We start from the raw sequence: 15,796 nt of genomic DNA, 5'->3' as shown, positions 1-15,796 counted from the left end.
CGTTCGGTTGATTGCAAGAATCGGTTGCTTACGACGAAGGGGCTCGACGCATGATCGCGTCGAGCCCCTTTTACGTGGTGCGCAGGTTATGCCGTGGGCGCCTGCGGCGGATTGCCGGAGTCGTTTTGCGGAGCGTCGGGCGCCGTTGCGGCGGGCTGTTGGGGAGCAGCCGCGGGCGCCGCTGCGGCCGAGGCGGGGTTGTCTGTCTGCGGCGTCGGTGCGCCCTCGTTGCGGTTCGTCAATCCCAGGAATGCGTTCTGGATGCTGTAGCCCAGGGCGAACATGAAGCAGGCGGCAGCGATCGGCTTGCCGACGTAGGGCAGCGCGCAGGCTGCGCCGATGATGGCGCCCATGGCGATTGCCGCCGGGAAGCGCCCCAGGTTCTTGAAGGCCAGCTTGCCCAGCGCGGCGGCGGTGAAGCCGCCCGAGACGATGGTGAGCGCGATCAGGGAGAACGTTGCGGCGCCAGCGAGGGGCAGTGTGATGACCAGGCAGCACAGGATGATCACCGCCACGGGCGCTGCGATGGCGCCGATGATCCCGGAGGCGACCAGGTAGCCGGTGCGGGTTTTCGCCAGCTGGGCGGCGTTTGCGGTGTGCTTGCGTGCCAGCCATTCGGCCGCCGCCGCGGTCACCAGGCACGCGAGGGCGCTATAGACCGCTGCCAGCAAGGTGCTGACCGCATTGAACGCGGGCTCGGGCTTATCGTCCTGAGTGTGGATGGAAAGCTCCAGTGCGCCGTGCTGTGCGGAAGAGGCTATCTCGGGCTGATCGCCGGCAGAGCCGCGTACGGCGCCTTCGATGCGGGCGTTCGGGCCCAGCCGTACGGAGTCGGCGTTGACCACAACGTCGCCGTGGACGGTTCCGTCGATGACGGCGTGCTCGGCGCAGATGTAGAGCGCGTTGCATTCGCCGGAGAAGCTTGCATCGCCGGCGGCGATGGCCACCGCCTGCGCCGTGGTGTCGCTCACCGTGGCATCTTTTGCAGCAAGGGTGATGCTGTGCGCCACATCGGCGCCCCTGATGGCGATGTCCTCGGCTGCTGCGCGGATGCTGCCCGATACGGTGCATGAGCTTACGGCGATGGACTGGCCCGCGGCAAGGATGTCGTTAGGTGCGGCCGTCTTCGTGAACAGCTTGCTTTGGCCGAACCAGACGATGTCGTCTCCCAGCATGCCGCTTGCGTCGTTGGCGATTTCGTCGGCCGACCAGGCGTGGTCGTCGTCTGCGTGATGCGATTCGTCCGTCGCGAATGCCGGCATCGCTGGGGCGATGGCGAACGTGCCCGCGGCTGCGATGGCTACCGCGGCGCATGCGAGCGCGCCCGGCGCGTTCGCGCCGGTTTTCCGGGCGTTGCGAGCCCATGCGGCAATGCCCGCGCCTGCAAGCACGATGAGCGCGAGCGCTGCAAGAAGCGTTATAGCGGTCATGATGTCCTCCTCCGTTTGCGTTTGCGCGACGCAACGGCGGTCCCGGCGTCGCGTGAAAGCGCCTTTGCGCGGCGGCTTTCCCCTTTCCGCCAGTATACTTGCTCGCGCGCGTGTGCGTAAAGAAAGGAGAGGCAAGATGGTGAAGCCGAACTGCACGCGGCTTCACCCGCATGTGGGCGTTTGGGGGTCGGTGCGGGCCGTGACGTATACTTGGCTTTCGAAGGTTTCTCTTTTCGCCGGAAGGGTTGGCATGAAGATCACGCTGCAACAGATGCGCTATATGTTGAAGATCGCGGAAACGGGGTCGATGGTGGCGGCTTCGCGCGTGCTGTCGGTTTCGCAGCCCAGCCTGTCCGAGGCAGTGTCGGTCGTGGAGCGCGAACTGGGTTTTTCCCTGTTCACCCGCGGGAATACCGGCGCTACGCCCACGAAGGAGGGCATGGAGTTCCTGGGCCGGGCGCGGCAGGTGGTGCTGCAGATGGACAACCTTGAGCGCCGCTATGGCGGCAACCAGCCCGAGGGCATGCGCTTCGCGGTGTCGTCGCATCACTTCACGTTCGTGGAGCGGGCGTTTTTGGACGTTGCGCAGCAGGTTGGTTCGGGCAGGTTCGACTTGGTGCTCAACGAGACGCAGACGCAGCAGATCGTCGATGACGTGGCAAGATGCGATAGCGACCTGGGCGTGATGTATCTCTCGCGCGCCAACGAGGGGGCGGTGGGGCGCGTGCTCGACCGCAACAAGCTGGAGTTCTACGAGCTGTTTGAAGCGGTGCCGCACGTGTTTTTGCGTTTCGGGCACCCGTTGGCGGGGCGGGAGAGCGTTTCGCTTGACGACTTGTACCCGTATCCGCAGCTGTCGTTCGTGCAGGGGGCTTATGAGTCGTCGGCGTTTTCCGAAGAGCCGCTGTGGGCGCCCTCGGCGAAGACGGTGAAGGTCAGCGATCGCGGTTTCGCCACCAGCTTCATGCTGCATTCCGACGCCTATACCGTGACCAGCGGCGTGTATCCGGAGTTTTTGCAACGCGGCGCCATCACGGCGGTGCCCATCCGCTCGGGCGAGCGCATGCATATCGGCTACGTGACGCCGCGCGGGCTGACGCTCGATGCGATAGGCGAGGCGTTCGTGGCGGCCATGAAGCTCTACGCGAAGGTGGAGGGATAAGCGTTCTACAGCTTCATGCTGGCGGGGACGATGCAGTCGTAGCGCACGGCCTTGCCGTCGATGGAGTAGCTGGGCTTGATGCCGGCCAGGTACGGGCCTTTCGCCGGGCGCTTGATGACCACCTTGCGCGGGCCGGCGGCAATGGCCGCGTACAACAGTTCTTCTTCGTTTGCGCTTGTCGGCGGCTGTTAGCGTTTGGTGGCAAGGTAGCGCATGGTGTCGAAAAGCAGCCGCCCGTTTTCCGTGGCAAGAAAACCTTCTCGAAATACTGCGTAGAAATCGGTGATGAATGATAAATCGTCAAGTTCGACGATTCTGCAATCGGTGCGCAGGTTGATGCCGAAGCGCGGCACGAGCGTAGCGGGCACGACTCCAATGGCATCGCCGGCGTCGTTGGCGAAATATTCGAAATGGTCCTCGAACGGCTCGGTTTGCAGCTGTATGTGCGCGTCCTTTAGCAGGAACTCTTTTTGAACTTCGTCGCGCAGATAGCTTTGATAGATGTCGGGTGGCAGCATGAATGAGGCGCCGTCGAGGTCATGCGCGCAAATGTGCTCCTGCTCAAACAACTGGCTTCCCTCGCCGATAAGCAGGTACACCGGTTCAGTGCTTACGATAAACGCGTTGTCTGGAATGCTTTCGCGTGGGCTGTTGGGTTGCTCCGAAAAGCGCTTGCGTCCAACGATGGTGATATCATTGCGCGCGCCTTTGAGCGCGTCGAGTGTGGCAAGCGTGCCGTTGTCGGTAACAATTTCAAAGCTTTTTTGCGGATAGTTTTCCGCGATGTGCCGTCGTGCACGGTGAAGGATCACTTCAAGCCACGGTAAATTCGTGGAGCTGATGGTGACAGTACACAAGTTCTCTTCGAGATGTTGGTATTCGTCAACGGTTTGCGCCCACGAGGCAAGAAACGTTTCAGCTGTTTTCACAAATCGTTTGCCCGCAGGCGTGAGAGCAGCCTTTCCTTTGCTTTTTTCCACCAGCGCGCACCCCAGCTCGCTTTCAAGCTCGGCAATGTGCTCGTTAAGCGTTGGACGCGTGATGAAGAGTTGCTTTGCGGCTGCGGAGAAATTCATCTCGCGCGAAAACGTGAGGAACTCTTTCAAATAGCGTGTATTCAAGTGCTCGACCCCCCTCAAATCGAGACGTTGTAAAACATATTTTACACATAAGAAAAGATATTGCAATGCGCGAAGCAATGATATGCACGGGCGAAAAATCCCCTTCACCTGGCCGGACGTCGCGGCTCCTACACTAGGATTCGCGGCACGGATGTGCTGTCTTATGAAGAGGAGACGGAAAGGGGAATACGTGGAACTTGATCGCAGAAGCTTCCTAAGGGGCGCGGCTTTGCTAGGCGGCGCCGGCGCGGTGGCCGGCCTTGCCGGGTGCGCGCCGAAAGTCGAGGCTGCAGAGGGCGGATCGGAAGAGGACAAGGCTCGCGCGGCATTCGAGGCCGCCGCTGAGCCGATTTTGCCGGCGGACGTTCCCGCTACATGGGACGAGGAACGCGAAATCGTGGTTGTGGGTACGGGCGCGGCTGGTGTGAATGCGGGCATCCGCCTTGCGCAGGCCGGCTACGACGTGCTGATGTTGGAGCGTCGCAGCCACACCGGTGGCAATTCGCAGCATTCGTCGGTGTTCTCGAACCTGGGTGGCCACAAGCAGGCCGAGGCCAAGCAGTGGGCTTACCCGGAATACCCTTACGACGTGGACAAGATCGTCGAGTTCGTTATGGATTGCCAGCAGATGACCGGCGACCCCGAGTTGATGCGCGCTATGATCGTGGAGGGCCCGAAGTGCATCGACTGGATGAACGAGAAGGCTGGTGCGAAGTGGGTGCCCATGAATCCGAGCCCGGCAGGCACGGGCATGCTGGAATGGGAAGGCATGTCCACGGCCACCAACAGCATCAACGTGAATTTGATCCCGCTGAGGCTGCTGGCAGAGAAAGCCCAGGCCGACGGCGCTGAGATTCGCACCGATGCCGACGTGCAAACCCTGGTATGGGACGGTAAGAAAGTATGCGGCGTGAAGGTTCGCGAAGGCGGCGAGCACGGTCAGGAGCGGTTCATCAAGGCGAATAACGGCGTGATCCTGTGCGCTGGCGGCATGGAGATGAACCGCGCCATGATGACGAAGTATTCCTCGTCGTGTTTGGATGGTATCGCATGCTTGGCCACGCCTCCTAACGGCACAGGCGAGTGCATCCGCATGGGCCAGGGCGTGGGCGGCGACATTGCCGGCCTAGGCTCCACCGGCGCGTTCGATGGCGGCGTGTGGTGGCGCGATTACGACAAGTACGACATTTGGATGGACTGCCACATCAATAAGGACGGCAACCAGGCTCTGCGCCAGCCGTGGCTGCGCATCAACCGCGACGGCAACCGCGTGCCCTACATCGGCACAAGCGCGCGCAGCTACCCGTACACCAACGATTCCACGCCCTCGTCGGAGGGCCTGTGCGACACGGCGGCCATCGAGATGAGCCAGCCGGGCGGCAAGACGTACTGCGTGTTCGACTCCAAGTTCGACGAGCTGGTCAGCAAGAACTACTTCGGTCAGGTTATCTGCCGCAAGGCCAAAACCGTTGCGGCCGACGACAAGTACATCGATCGCGTGCCGGAGTTTTTGCGCGATTGGCACACGGGCTTTCAGATGATGATCGATGGCGGCGCCATCAAAAAGTGCGACACCGTCGAAGAGCTCGAGCGCGAGCTGGGCCTGCGTGAGGGCATTTTGGTGAACGAGGTGAAGAAGTGGAACGCCGCCTGTGAGGCGGGCGAGGACTACGCACCTATGTACAAGTACCCCAAGGAGTGGCTCATCGCGCTGAACCAGCCGCCGTACTACGGCGCCATCTTGGGCGGCCACGTGTTCGGCTCGAAAGCGGGTTTGCGCGTGAACCCTGACATGCAGGTTATCAACACCGAAGGCCAGGCGGTCGAGGGCCTGTACGCCGCATGGCATACAGCGGGCGGTTCGGCCGGCGACGGCAACCCTGCAGGCAAGCCGTTGACCGGTGTGTACGCCGACGTGGGACTGGCGTTCGTGGGTGGATATATGGCGGCCGGCGGCGTTATGAAGAAGGACGGCCGCTCAGACGCATAAGCGTTGTGCGGCGTGGCAGGGGCGCGCACTCGATGTTCCTGACGCGCACCCTCCCTTTGGCAACTGCGCTCGTGCGCGGCGTGGCTGTCTACTCTGTTCCGTTATGGCGCAAAAGGCTCGAAAGGAGCTCACGAATATGCAAGATGAGAGCAAATCCGGCGGCGCTTCAGCTAAGCAGCCCCCGAAGAAAAAGTGGATTGTGGCCGGCGTGGTGGCTGTGGTTTTGGTAGTGGCGTGTGGAGGCATGTGGATCTGGCACGGCCAGCCCAGCTTCTGCGCAGCTATTTGCCACACGCCCATGGACCCGTATCTGGCCACGTACGAAGCGCAGCCGGGCACGGTGGCTAGCGACAAGTACGGCGAGCAGGTTGAAAACGCCAGCGGCATGCTGTCCGCCACGCACCGCGTGGACGCCAACGCCGGCTGCATGGACTGCCATGTGCCCACGCTTAGCGAACAGGTTTCCGAGGGCATGGCGTGGGTAAGCGGCAACTACACGCTCGAGGCCAACAACACGTACGGCGGCGTGCTCAGCGAGCGCTCGGATGCGCAGTTGACGGCAGCGCGCGGTACCGATGGCGATGCGTTTTGCCTGAAGTCGGGTTGCCATGTGAACGCCGACGGGTCGGTGATGACGCGCGACGACCTAGCGAAACTGACCAGCGACATGACGCTGAACCCACATCAGGTGGAACATGGTGAGATGGCCTGCACCGATTGCCATAAGGCGCACCGTGCCTCGGTGAACCAGTGCTCGCGCTGCCACCTTGAAGCCGAGATTCCTGAAGGCTGGGTGCGCGCTACCGAGTAACCGATTCTGCGCCTCCCGCGCATCTTGCGCGTGGGGACGCCCTCCCCTCAAAAGGCCCGCGCGGCAATTGAACTGCCTCCCATTTCTTGCACGAGAAATGGGAGGTTTTCTTATGCGCATCGATTTCAGAGTGAAGCGCGACGTCGAGGCGAGGAGGCATGCCGCCGAGGTGGGGCAGCGCACCGGGTGCGGTGCCCCAAATTGCTAGAGCTAGTGAACAGGGGACGGAGGTGCGTTCAGGGTTAACCTTTGGGAATGAAAGGTCGATTCTGAACACACCTCCGTCCCCTGTTCACGTTCTACAGCTTCATGCTGGCGGGGACGATGCAGTCGTAGCGCACGGCCTTGCCGTCGATGGAGTAGCTGGGTTTGATGCCGGCAAGGTAGGGGCCTTTCGCCGGACGCTTGATGACCACCTTGCGGGGCTTAGCGGCAATGGCAGCGTGCAATAGCTCTTCTTCGTTTGCGCAGGGAGACTCCAAGTGGTGCAGCAGCTGGAACTTCTTTTTCACGGCTGCGCTTTTCTGCCGAGCGGGGAACATCGGGTCAAGGTACACCACGTCGGGCACGGCAACGTCCATGGTTGCCCGCGCGCGCAGGGCCTGCACGCTGTCGCCTTGCGTCAAGCGCATGCGCGCTACGATGGGCGACAGTTGCGGGTTGTCGGCGGCTCGTGAAAGACCGTCGGCTAATAGAGCGGCGATGACCGGATCTTGCTCGAACAGCTGCACATGAAACCCGGCGGCGGCCAAAAGCAGCGCATCCTCGCCAAACCCGGCAGTGGCGTCTATGGCATGGGGCGCTGCAACGCCCTTCACGCGTGCTGTTCGAACCAGCAGCTCATGAGCGAGTTTGCTCTGCCTGATGCGCGACAGCATGCTCGTAAGGTCGCACATGAGCTCCATCCCTTCGCCGACCAAAGCTAGCCCGCGATCGCTGCGTTCGAGGTGAACGGCGGGATTGGCAATGACGGGAAGTTGTTGCGTAGCGAACGCCATGAGCGTGCTAGCCTTGCCGCTCGAGCATGGCGATGACGAGCGCGGCGCTGTTGCGGGCCGCCTGCGCCTCGAACGTGGGGTAGTCCATGGACGAGGAGCCGTCGGCCTTGTCGGAGATGGCGCGCACGATGGCGCACGGCACGCCGTTGGCCCATGCGACCTGCGCGATGGCCGCACCTTCCATCTCGCAGCACTTCGCACCGAACGTTTCGGTGATGCGCTGCTTTTCGAAGTTGTCGCGCACGAAGCGGTCGCCCGAGGCCACGCGGCCGGTGTGCGTGGTGGCGCCTATCGCCGACGCCGCGGCGACGACCGATTTCGACAGCGCCGGGCTGCAGGGGAACGCTAGCGTGTCTAGTCCAGGCGTCTGACCTGCGGCGTAGCCCAGGTTGCACACGTCCATGATGTGGTTGGCCGCGTCGTCGGCCACCACGATGTCGCCGATGTTGATGGATGCGTCCAGCGAGCCGGCGATGCCGGTGTTGAGCAGCGCGCTCACGCCGAAGCGATCGACGAGCACCTGCGCGCACGTGGCGGCGTTGACCATGCCCACGCCGCACTGCACCACGATGACGGTGGTGTTGCCGATGGTGCCCACGTTGAACTCCATGCCGGCGATGCGCGTGATCTTCACCGCGCCGGCCTTCGCCATCTCCTCGCGCAACAGCGCGATTTCCACGTCCATGGCGCCGATGATGCCCATGGTGTTGAAGCTTGTAGTCATAAGCTGCTTTCTGATTGAAAAGGATAGGGCGTGCGCCGGAAGGGAGCAGAGAACGCACGCGTGCGGAACAGAGGGGGGGTGAACAGAGGACGGAGGTGCGTTCAGGGTAAATCTGCGGGAATGGAAGGCTTGCTCTGAACGCGCCTCCGTCCCCTGTTCACCCTGTTCACCTGCGTTAGTCGAGGAGGGCGGGGTAGTGCGTGTGCGCCTCGTCGAGCACCTCGAGGGTGCTGGTCATGTAGCGGCGTGCCCACCATTTCGCCTGCACGAGGTCGTTGTCGTGGTAGTTACCGCACTCCTCGGGCTTGGCGCCGGGGATCTCGCCCTCGAAATCGCGGATGAAGGCGAACATGCGGCGCACGAGGTCGGCCACGTCGGCGGATTCCAGCTCGCCGAAGGCAACCAGGTAGAAGCCGGTGCGGCAGCCCATGGGGCCGAAGTAGATCACGCGACCGGACCATTCGACGTCGTTGCGCAGGAAGGTGGCGCCGAGATGCTCGATGGCGTGGACGGCGGCGGTGTCCATGACCGGCTCGCGGTTGGGGGCGGTCATGCGCAGGTCGAACGTGGTGGTCGTGCAGCCGGTGGCGGCGTCGGAGTCGCGGCGCGACACGTACACGCCGGGCTCGAGCACGCGGTGGTCGACGGAGAAGCTTGCAATGCGTTCCATGGATGCTCCTTGCTGTATATAGGTAACGGCAACGCGGTCGCCGTAGGTTCGCAGCGCCTATTGTACCGCCCGCGAGCGACCCGCTTCGCCGATCGGCATGCGAACAAGAAAATCTCCGTGCGGCCAAGGACGAGCGGGGTCGGACCAGGTGTCCGACCAAGGCTCAAGCGTCCGAGGGCTGTGGAGGGGTTGTGCCGCGGCGACCTTCTTCGTCCGGGTTGTGCCGTTTACCGGTGCGGATGCGCGGGGGAGGGCTGCGCGCGGTACCATCGTGCCATCACTGTGCGATGACCTGAGGAGGTTTTCATGGAAGCGGATCAGAAGCGCTACTTGGAATTGTTGGCCCGATCATTCCTCACGCAGGAGCTGGCGGCGGCCGAGATCATCAACCTGAGCGCCATCCTGAACCTCCCGAAGGGCACGGAGTTCTTCTGCTCCGACATCCACGGCGAATCCGAGGCGTTCAGCCACATCCTGCGCAACGGGTCGGGTTCCATCCGCCTGAAGGTGGACGAGGCGTTCGGCGATCAGCTGACCGAGGCCGAGAAGCGCGAGCTGGCCACGCTCATCTACTACCCGCGTGAGAAGGCGAAGCTGATCTTGGCGGGCGTGGAAGACGAGCGCGCCTGGTACGCCACCGTGGTGCCGCGCCTGGTGGCGGTGTGCAAGCGTGCGGCGCGCAAGTACACGGCAAGCCGCGTGCGCAAGGCGCTGCCCGCCGAGTTTGCCTACATCATCGAGGAGCTGATGAACGAGGACAACCACGGCGTGGACAAGGAAGCGTACTATGCCGGCATCCTTGATGCGGCGGTGCGCACTGGGCGTGGCATTGCGCTCATCGAGGCGCTTGCGCAGCTCATTCAGCGCCTGGCCATCAGCCAGCTGCACATCATCGGCGACATCTACGATCGCGGCCCTCATCCTGACGTCATCATGGAGACGCTGCAGGCGCAGCATAATGTGGACATCCAGTGGGGCAACCACGACATCGTGTGGATGGGTGCGGCCCTCGGGCAGCGCGGTTGCATTGCACACGTGGTGCGCAACTGCGCCCGCTATGGCAACCTTTCCATCTTGGAGGACGCCTACGGCATCAACATCCTGCCGCTGGCAAGCTTCGCCCTTGACGCGTACCGTGACGATCCGTGCGTGGGCTTCGGCCTGAAGGGCAACCCCGACCTGTCGCCGTCCGAGCTTGAGATGAACGTGAAGATCCAAAAGGCCATGGCCATCATCCAGTTCAAGGTGGAGGCGGCGCTGATCGACGAGTACCCCGAGTTCGGGTTGGAAAGCCGCAAGCTGCTGGACAAGATCGATTACGAGGCGGGCACCGTGGTGGTCGATGGCGTGGAGTACCCGCTGACCGACCGCGTGTTCCCCACGGTGGACCCGCAAAACCCCTTCGCGCTTACGCCGGCCGAGGAAGAGGTGATGTGCCGTTTGGAGGCCGCATTTACCGGATGCGAGAAACTGCAGCGTCATATGCGCTTCTTCCTGGAAGTGGGCAGCCTGTACAAGATCCGCAACGGCAACCTCATGTTCCACGCCTGTGTGCCGCTTAACGCCGACGGCAGCCTGAAGGAAGTGGACGTGTTCGGACACCGCTACAAGGGTCGCGCGCTCTACGACGTGATGGAGCGCTATGTGCGTGCCGCCTTCTTCAGCCATGACGCCGAGGAGAGCCGCCGCGGTCGCGACCTTTTGTGGTATCTGTGGCTGGGCGAGGGAAGCCCTCTGTTCGCGAAGAGCAAGATGGCCACGTTCGAGCTGTACCTCATCGCCGACAAGGCCGCGCGCAAGGAGGTGAAGAACCCCTTCTACACGCTTATCGAGGACGAGCGCGTGATCGCGGGGATCTTCGAGGACTTCGGCATGGACCCGGAGACGTCGCACATCGTGTGCGGGCACGTGCCGGTCAAGGTTAAGGACGGCGAGGACCCCGTGAAGTGCGGCGGGCGCGTGTTCATGATCGACGGCGGGTTCTCGAGGGCCTACCAGCCCACCACGGGCATCGCCGGCTACACGCTCATCGACAACTCCTACGAGTTCATCCTGGCGGCGCACGAGCCGCTGAAGTCCGCGGCCGCGGCAGTGGTCGAGGAGCTCGATATCCACTCGAGCCGCCGCGTGGTCGAGCGCGTCGAGCATCGCACGCTGGTGGCCGACACCGACGACGGTGCCGATATCCGCCGCCGCGTCGAGGATCTTGAGCAGCTGCTGGAGGCGTATCGGGACGGTCAGATCGCCGAGGGCGTGCGCTAACGCCGAGTCGGACGGCTTACCGTATTCTGCGGTCGGGGCGCTGCTGCGTGGCGGCGCCCCGACTGTTGAGTTTGCCCCGACTGTTGCGTTTCAGGGGGCGGTGAAGGCGGGCTGTCGGCGGAACCGTCGACGTTTGGCCGCCCGATGGCGTGCGATGCAGAAAAGATGATGGAAGAAGCCGGGGTTAAGGCATAGCGCTTGCATGGCCGAATGTAGTATTGTTAGGCGTACGTCAAAAAATTGACGCAGCTCTTACGAGTATGGGGAATTGCATGGCGCTTACGTTTGCTGACTTTCTTGCGCAGGCTATGGCTCAGCCTATCCTGTTCGTCATTTTGGTGCTCATCATCGGCGTTACCGCGGTGTCCGGCGCAACCGACGCGCCGAACGCCATCGCGACGGTGGTTTCCACGCGTTGCCTCAAGCCGAACACGGCCATCGGTTTGGCAGCTGTGTTCAACTTCGTCGGCCTGGTGGGCATGACGTTCATCTCCACGGCGGTGGCGAAGACCATGTTCGGCATGGTCGACTTCTCGGGAAACACCGATGCCGCCTTGCTTGCCCTGGTGGCGGCCATGATCGGCGCCATAGGCTGGGGCATCTTCTGCTGGTTCTTCGGCATCCCCTGTTCGAAATCGCACTCCCTTATCGCCGGCATCACCGGCGGCGCGGTGGCCATGAACGGCTGGGCGGGCGTCGTGCCTTCCGAGTGGGTCAAGGTCATCTACGGCATGGTGTTCTCCCTGCTGGCGGGCTTTGCGCTGGGCTGGGTGTTCACGAAGATCATCGAGCGCGTGTTCGAGATGGCCAACCGCCAGGCGGCAAACATCGTCTTCACCGCTATCCAGGACCTGTGCGCGGTAGCGCTGTCGTTTCTGCACGGTGCGCAGGACGGTCAGAAGTTCATGTCCATCGCCATGCTGGGCATCGCGCTTTCTTTCGGCAGCTCCACGCCCGATGCGGGCGGCTTCCCCATGTGGGTCATGATCACGTGCTCGCTGGCCATCTCGGCCGGCACGGTGGTGGGCGGCAAGCGCATCATCAAGTCCGTGGGCATGGACATGGTGAAGCTGGAGAAGTACCAGGGCGTGGCCGCCAACTTCTCCACGGTGTTCACGCTGCTGTTCGCAAGCCTTACCGGCATGCCGGTTTCCACGGGCCACTGCAACACCTCGGCTATCATGGGCGTGGGCGCCAGCCGTTCCATCAAGCGCGTGAACTGGAGTATCGCCAAGAACATGCTGCTGGCATGGGTGATCACGTTCCCGGCATGCGGCCTTATCGGTTTCGTGCTGGCCAAGCTGTTCATGATGCTGGCTTAAAGCCGCGCCTGCTGCTTGTCGGCGCTTTCGGGGTTTCGGCTTCGACCGCTTTTCGAACCGCCTTCCGCTTCCTGGGGCAACCAGGGGCGGAAGGCGGTTTTTGCTGCCCAGGCATTGCTGCGCATAGGGTTTAGGTGCGCGTGGTGGCAGCGTGGGCAGCGGCGCCCGCGTCCGATGTTGCCTTCTGCGGGACATTCGTCGCGCAGCATCGTTGTTCGTTTCCGCTTGCGCGCATGACGTTTGGCCCGCGTTTCCAACGGGAGGGAAGCGGGATGGCGGCGTGCCGTGAACGGGTCGGTTATGCTGCAGGCGGAAGCGCTCCTTGCGGCTTGGGCATGCCGTGTTGGGGGAGGAGCCTTGGCTTGCAAAGCGGGTCAACGGTTACAATATGGCTGACGTATCCGCAACGCTGCGCGCCTCCGGTTCGCAGCTTGAAGCCAAGGGGTTTTCATGGGCAAGCTTGCCAAGCCGGCGAACCGGCTGCTGTTCGCGCTGTGCGTGCTGATCACGGGCGCCATTGCCGGCGCGTTCGTGTGGGCGTTCTTCTTCTGCATGGACATCGGCCTGGGGCTTTTGTGGGAGAAGCTGCCGCAGATGCTCGGGGCGGCGGCGGGCCAGGAGGTTCCGGCGCTGGCGTCGGGGCCGTTCGGGTTCGCCGCATGGCCGCTGATCGTGTGCCTGATCGGCGGCCTTGCGATCGGGCTGTACGACAAGCATGTCGGCTTCGCCCCCGAGGAGCTGAACGTGGTCATGGGCAAGGTGAAAGGCGAGGGGCGCTACCCTTACGACCATCTTGGCAAGCGCTCGTTCTCGGCGCTGCTGCCGCTTTTGTTCGGCGGCAGCGTGGGCCCCGAGGCGGGCCTGACGGGCGTGATCGCCGGTCTGTGCACGTGGGTGGGGGACCGCATGCGCCGTTTCGGCGCCGACTTCCGCGCCATGACCGTGGCCGGTACGCAGGCGGCGTTGACGGCCCTGTTCACCGCCCCGCTCTACGGCTTCGCCGCGCCTCTTGCGGGCACGGCCGACGGGCGCGTGTCGGAAGGCGAGGCGGACATCAAGCTGCCGCGCGCCGGCAAGACGGCGGTGTACCTGTGCGCCGTGGTGGGCGCCCTTGGGGCGTTTTTCGGGCTTGCCGAGCTGATCGGCGGCGGGGGCGGGCTGCCGCGTTTCACGACGGCCAACGTGGGGCCGCGCGAGCTTGCGTGGCTGGTGCCGTTGGCGCTTGCGGGCACGGCCTGCGGTTGGGCATACCACGCTTCGGGCGCGGTTGCCGGCGCGTTGGCGCGCCGCATGGGCGACCGTCCCGTCGCCAAGGCGATGCTGGCCGGCTTGGCCCTGGCGCTTTGCGGCATGGCGCTTCCCTATGCCATGTTCGCCGGCGAAACACAGTCCACCCTGCTCATGGCGCGCTGGACCGCCATCCCGGCGGGCGCGTTGGTGGCGACGGGCTTCGTGAAGGCGGCGCTCACCCCCGCCTGCATCAAGCTTGGCTGGCGCGGCGGCCATTTCTTCCCGGTCATCTTCTCGGGAATCGCGCTTGGCTACGGCTTTGCGCAAATCAGCGGCGCCGACGCGGTGTTCTGCGTTGCCGCATGCACCTCGGCGCTTATGGGCGCGGTCATGCGCCAGCCGCTCATGGCGGCGCTTCTGCTGGTCATGTGCTTCCCGCTCAAGGGCGTGATCGTGATGCTGGCCGCGGCCGCCATCGGCGCGGCCATCCCCCTGCCGCAGGCGTTGAGCCCGCAAAAGGCTCAGGATTTGCCCGACGGCGGCGAAGACGCGCCCGGCTCTGATCCTTCGGATAGGGAAGGGGTGCGCCATGCGTAGGCTGCGCATGCTCGTGGAGATCGAGCGGCAGGCAGGCTTCGGCCCCATCACCTGCCTGTTCGTCATCGTGTTCCTGCTGTGCTCGCTGGCGGTGTGGCTTGCCGACCCGGTGGCGAACACGTTCGGCGACGGCATGTGGTTCAGCTTCCAGGCCGTTTCCACCATCGGTTTCGGCGACGTGACGGCGGCGGGTCCGGTGGCGCGCATCGCCACCGTGCTGCTCAGCGTGGTGAGCATCTTCTACATCGCCCTTATCACCGGCGTGGTGGTCAGCTATTGCAACGCCATGCTGCGGCAGCGCCAGGAGGGCACGCTGGCGCATTTCGCCGAGAACCTGGAGCGGCTTGACGAGATGACGCCCGATGAGCTGGCAACGTTTTGCGAGCGCGTGAAGGAGTACCGCCGCGGGAAGTAGCGCTCGGTTACTGCGGCTGCGGACGGTCATCGGTAAAGCGTTCGATAGATGATAATCGAATGGCGAAGCGAGGCGGGCGAGATGCGCCGGGCAACATCGGCCATCTTTGCCAAGTACGGATAAACTTCGGAACCGCTGGTGCGAAGGCGTTTAGCTTGCGGGGTCTGTGGCGTTCGGCGGGTAAGACCGCTACGTTGATGGGGCTCCGTTCCCTGCCCGCACCGCCGATACGCAATCAGGAAACGCCGCTTGCCGGTGTTTCCCTCTATAAGAAGGAGGCCCCATGGGCTCGAACGAGAACGTGAACGCGTGGCTTGACGCCGCGCCCGACCAGGTGCGCGAAACCACGCAGGGGTTATTGTCGCAGGTGGAGGCTATGCGGGATGCGCAGACCATCTATCCTCCGCAGGACGATATCCTCAACGCGCTTGCGTTCACCGCGCCTGCGGACGTGCGGGTGGTCATCTTGGGCCAAGACCCGTATCACGGGCCGGGGCAGGCCATGGGGCTGTCGTTTTCCGTGCCCTGTGGCTGCAAGCTGCCCCCTAGCCTTCGCAACATGTACAAGGAGATGGCCGCCGACTTGGGATGCCCTATGCCCGAGAGCGGGGATTTGACGTCGTGGGCCGCGCAGGGCGTGCTGCTGCTCAACACCACGCTCACGGTGCGCGAGCACGCCGCGGCGTCGCACGCCAAGTTGGGCTGGCGGGTGCTCACCGACCATGTGGTGCGCCGTTGCCTGGAGGTGCCGCAGCCCGTGGCGTTCCTGACCTGGGGCAAGCACGCCATCGATTTGGTGGACGGGGCTTGGAAGGCCGTGGAGGCGGGCCCTGCGGCGGCATCGCTTGCCAACAAGCATGTGCTCAGGAGCACGCACCCTTCGCCGCTTTCAGCAAACCGTGCTACCGCCACGTTGCCCGCGTTCATGGGGTCGCGGCCGTATTCCCAGGTCAATCATATTTTGGAGGAAGCGGGCGAGCAGCCGATCGACTGGCAGAGCGTGCTTGCGGGGTAGGTCGGCTCCCTTCGGTGCCTATGCGCCTTTTTCGGCGGCATCGCGTGCT

The 15,796-nt window shown here is 63.6% G+C and carries 14 protein-coding genes; 8 read left to right on the top strand and 6 right to left on the bottom strand.

What is annotated here, in order from left to right; translation table 11 throughout:
* Nucleotides 1-86 precede the first annotated feature (86 nt).
* Nucleotides 87-1,430: a bactofilin family protein gene (locus tag DW178_RS02710; RefSeq protein ID WP_118349581.1), complete on the bottom strand. Its 1,344-nt coding sequence runs from the start codon at nt 1,428-1,430 to the stop codon at nt 87-89.
* 250 nt (nt 1,431-1,680) lie between these two features.
* Between DW178_RS02710 and DW178_RS02705 the strand changes: the two genes are divergently transcribed.
* Nucleotides 1,681-2,592: a LysR family transcriptional regulator gene (locus DW178_RS02705; RefSeq protein ID WP_199669227.1), complete on the top strand. Its 912-nt coding sequence runs from the start codon at nt 1,681-1,683 to the stop codon at nt 2,590-2,592.
* A 5-nt stretch (nt 2,593-2,597) separates the two neighbouring features.
* On the opposite strand, the gene DW178_RS02700 is transcribed toward DW178_RS02705, so the two are convergent.
* A complete protein-coding gene (locus tag DW178_RS02700) occupies nt 2,598-2,750 on the bottom strand; it encodes a class I SAM-dependent methyltransferase (RefSeq protein ID WP_118349580.1) in 153 nt (50 codons plus the stop codon).
* Nucleotides 2,751-2,780: 30 nt separating this feature from the next.
* Nucleotides 2,781-3,713 (bottom strand): LysR family transcriptional regulator, encoded by a 933-nt coding sequence (locus DW178_RS02695; protein WP_147363796.1) that lies wholly within the window; start codon nt 3,711-3,713, stop codon nt 2,781-2,783.
* A gap of 190 nt (nt 3,714-3,903) precedes the next feature.
* Between DW178_RS02695 and DW178_RS02690 the strand changes: the two genes are divergently transcribed.
* Nucleotides 3,904-5,703: an FAD-binding protein gene (locus DW178_RS02690; RefSeq protein ID WP_118349578.1), complete on the top strand. Its 1,800-nt coding sequence runs from the start codon at nt 3,904-3,906 to the stop codon at nt 5,701-5,703.
* A 136-nt stretch (nt 5,704-5,839) separates the two neighbouring features.
* Nucleotides 5,840-6,514, top strand: coding sequence for a cytochrome c3 family protein (locus DW178_RS02685; protein WP_118349577.1), 675 nt, complete (start codon nt 5,840-5,842; stop codon nt 6,512-6,514).
* 299 nt (nt 6,515-6,813) lie between these two features.
* Here DW178_RS02685 and DW178_RS02680 read toward each other — a convergent pair whose 3' ends face one another.
* The 3 genes from DW178_RS02680 to DW178_RS02670 form a co-directional block, all read right to left on the bottom strand.
* Complete coding sequence (locus DW178_RS02680) at nt 6,814-7,410, bottom strand: class I SAM-dependent methyltransferase (RefSeq protein ID WP_286168475.1); 597 nt, start codon at nt 7,408-7,410, stop codon at nt 6,814-6,816.
* A 109-nt stretch (nt 7,411-7,519) separates the two neighbouring features.
* On the bottom strand, nt 7,520-8,236 hold the full coding sequence (locus DW178_RS02675) for a 5'-methylthioadenosine/adenosylhomocysteine nucleosidase (protein ID WP_199669226.1): 717 nt from the start codon (nt 8,234-8,236) through the stop codon (nt 7,520-7,522).
* A 175-nt stretch (nt 8,237-8,411) separates the two neighbouring features.
* A complete protein-coding gene (locus DW178_RS02670; protein WP_118349575.1) occupies nt 8,412-8,906 on the bottom strand; it encodes an S-ribosylhomocysteine lyase in 495 nt (164 codons plus the stop codon).
* A gap of 306 nt (nt 8,907-9,212) precedes the next feature.
* On the opposite strand from DW178_RS02670, the gene DW178_RS02665 reads away from it, so the two are divergent.
* The 5 genes from DW178_RS02665 to ung all read left to right on the top strand — a co-directional run bounded on the left by DW178_RS02665 (nt 9,213) and on the right by ung (nt 15,747).
* Nucleotides 9,213-11,168, top strand: a complete 1,956-nt coding sequence (locus DW178_RS02665; protein ID WP_118349574.1) for a fructose-1,6-bisphosphatase — start codon at nt 9,213-9,215, stop codon at nt 11,166-11,168.
* Nucleotides 11,169-11,440: 272 nt separating this feature from the next.
* Nucleotides 11,441-12,490, top strand: coding sequence for an inorganic phosphate transporter (locus tag DW178_RS02660; RefSeq protein ID WP_118349573.1), 1,050 nt, complete (start codon nt 11,441-11,443; stop codon nt 12,488-12,490).
* A gap of 450 nt (nt 12,491-12,940) precedes the next feature.
* Nucleotides 12,941-14,317 carry a chloride channel protein gene (locus DW178_RS02650; RefSeq protein ID WP_118349571.1) on the top strand — a complete coding sequence of 459 codons (1,377 nt, stop codon included), beginning with the start codon at nt 12,941-12,943 and terminating at the stop codon, nt 14,315-14,317.
* Nucleotides 14,310-14,732, top strand: a complete 423-nt coding sequence (locus tag DW178_RS02645; RefSeq protein WP_118349570.1) for a potassium channel family protein — start codon at nt 14,310-14,312, stop codon at nt 14,730-14,732. Before DW178_RS02650 ends, DW178_RS02645 begins: the two co-directional genes overlap by 8 nt.
* A 283-nt stretch (nt 14,733-15,015) precedes the next feature.
* Nucleotides 15,016-15,747 carry a uracil-DNA glycosylase gene (gene ung / locus DW178_RS02640; RefSeq protein ID WP_118349569.1) on the top strand — a complete coding sequence of 244 codons (732 nt, stop codon included), beginning with the start codon at nt 15,016-15,018 and terminating at the stop codon, nt 15,745-15,747.
* The last annotated feature ends 49 nt before the right edge of the window (nt 15,748-15,796 follow it).

The organism is Eggerthella sp. AM16-19 (assembly GCF_003474385.1).
GTDB lineage: Bacteria > Actinomycetota > Coriobacteriia > Coriobacteriales > Eggerthellaceae > Senegalimassilia.
The sequence above is the reverse complement of the archived record's forward strand: the minus strand, read 5'-3'. Positions and strand labels throughout refer to the sequence as shown.

Excerpts from the sequence above, each read along its gene's own strand:
- DW178_RS02710 (WP_118349581.1), bottom strand. The coding sequence starts at position 1,430 with ATGACCGCTATAACGCTTCTTGCAGCGCTCGCGCTCATCGTGCTTGCA.
- DW178_RS02705 (WP_199669227.1), top strand. The coding sequence starts at position 1,681 with ATGAAGATCACGCTGCAACAGATGCGCTATATGTTGAAGATCGCGGAA.
- DW178_RS02685 (WP_118349577.1), top strand. The coding sequence starts at position 5,840 with ATGCAAGATGAGAGCAAATCCGGCGGCGCTTCAGCTAAGCAGCCCCCG.
- DW178_RS02680 (WP_286168475.1), bottom strand. The coding sequence starts at position 7,410 with ATGTGCGACCTTACGAGCATGCTGTCGCGCATCAGGCAGAGCAAACTC.
- DW178_RS02675 (WP_199669226.1), bottom strand. The coding sequence starts at position 8,236 with ATGACTACAAGCTTCAACACCATGGGCATCATCGGCGCCATGGACGTG.
- DW178_RS02670 (WP_118349575.1), bottom strand. The coding sequence starts at position 8,906 with ATGGAACGCATTGCAAGCTTCTCCGTCGACCACCGCGTGCTCGAGCCC.
- DW178_RS02665 (WP_118349574.1), top strand. The coding sequence starts at position 9,213 with ATGGAAGCGGATCAGAAGCGCTACTTGGAATTGTTGGCCCGATCATTC.
- DW178_RS02660 (WP_118349573.1), top strand. The coding sequence starts at position 11,441 with ATGGCGCTTACGTTTGCTGACTTTCTTGCGCAGGCTATGGCTCAGCCT.
- DW178_RS02650 (WP_118349571.1), top strand. The coding sequence starts at position 12,941 with ATGGGCAAGCTTGCCAAGCCGGCGAACCGGCTGCTGTTCGCGCTGTGC.
- DW178_RS02645 (WP_118349570.1), top strand. The coding sequence starts at position 14,310 with ATGCGTAGGCTGCGCATGCTCGTGGAGATCGAGCGGCAGGCAGGCTTC.
- ung (WP_118349569.1), top strand. The coding sequence starts at position 15,016 with ATGGGCTCGAACGAGAACGTGAACGCGTGGCTTGACGCCGCGCCCGAC.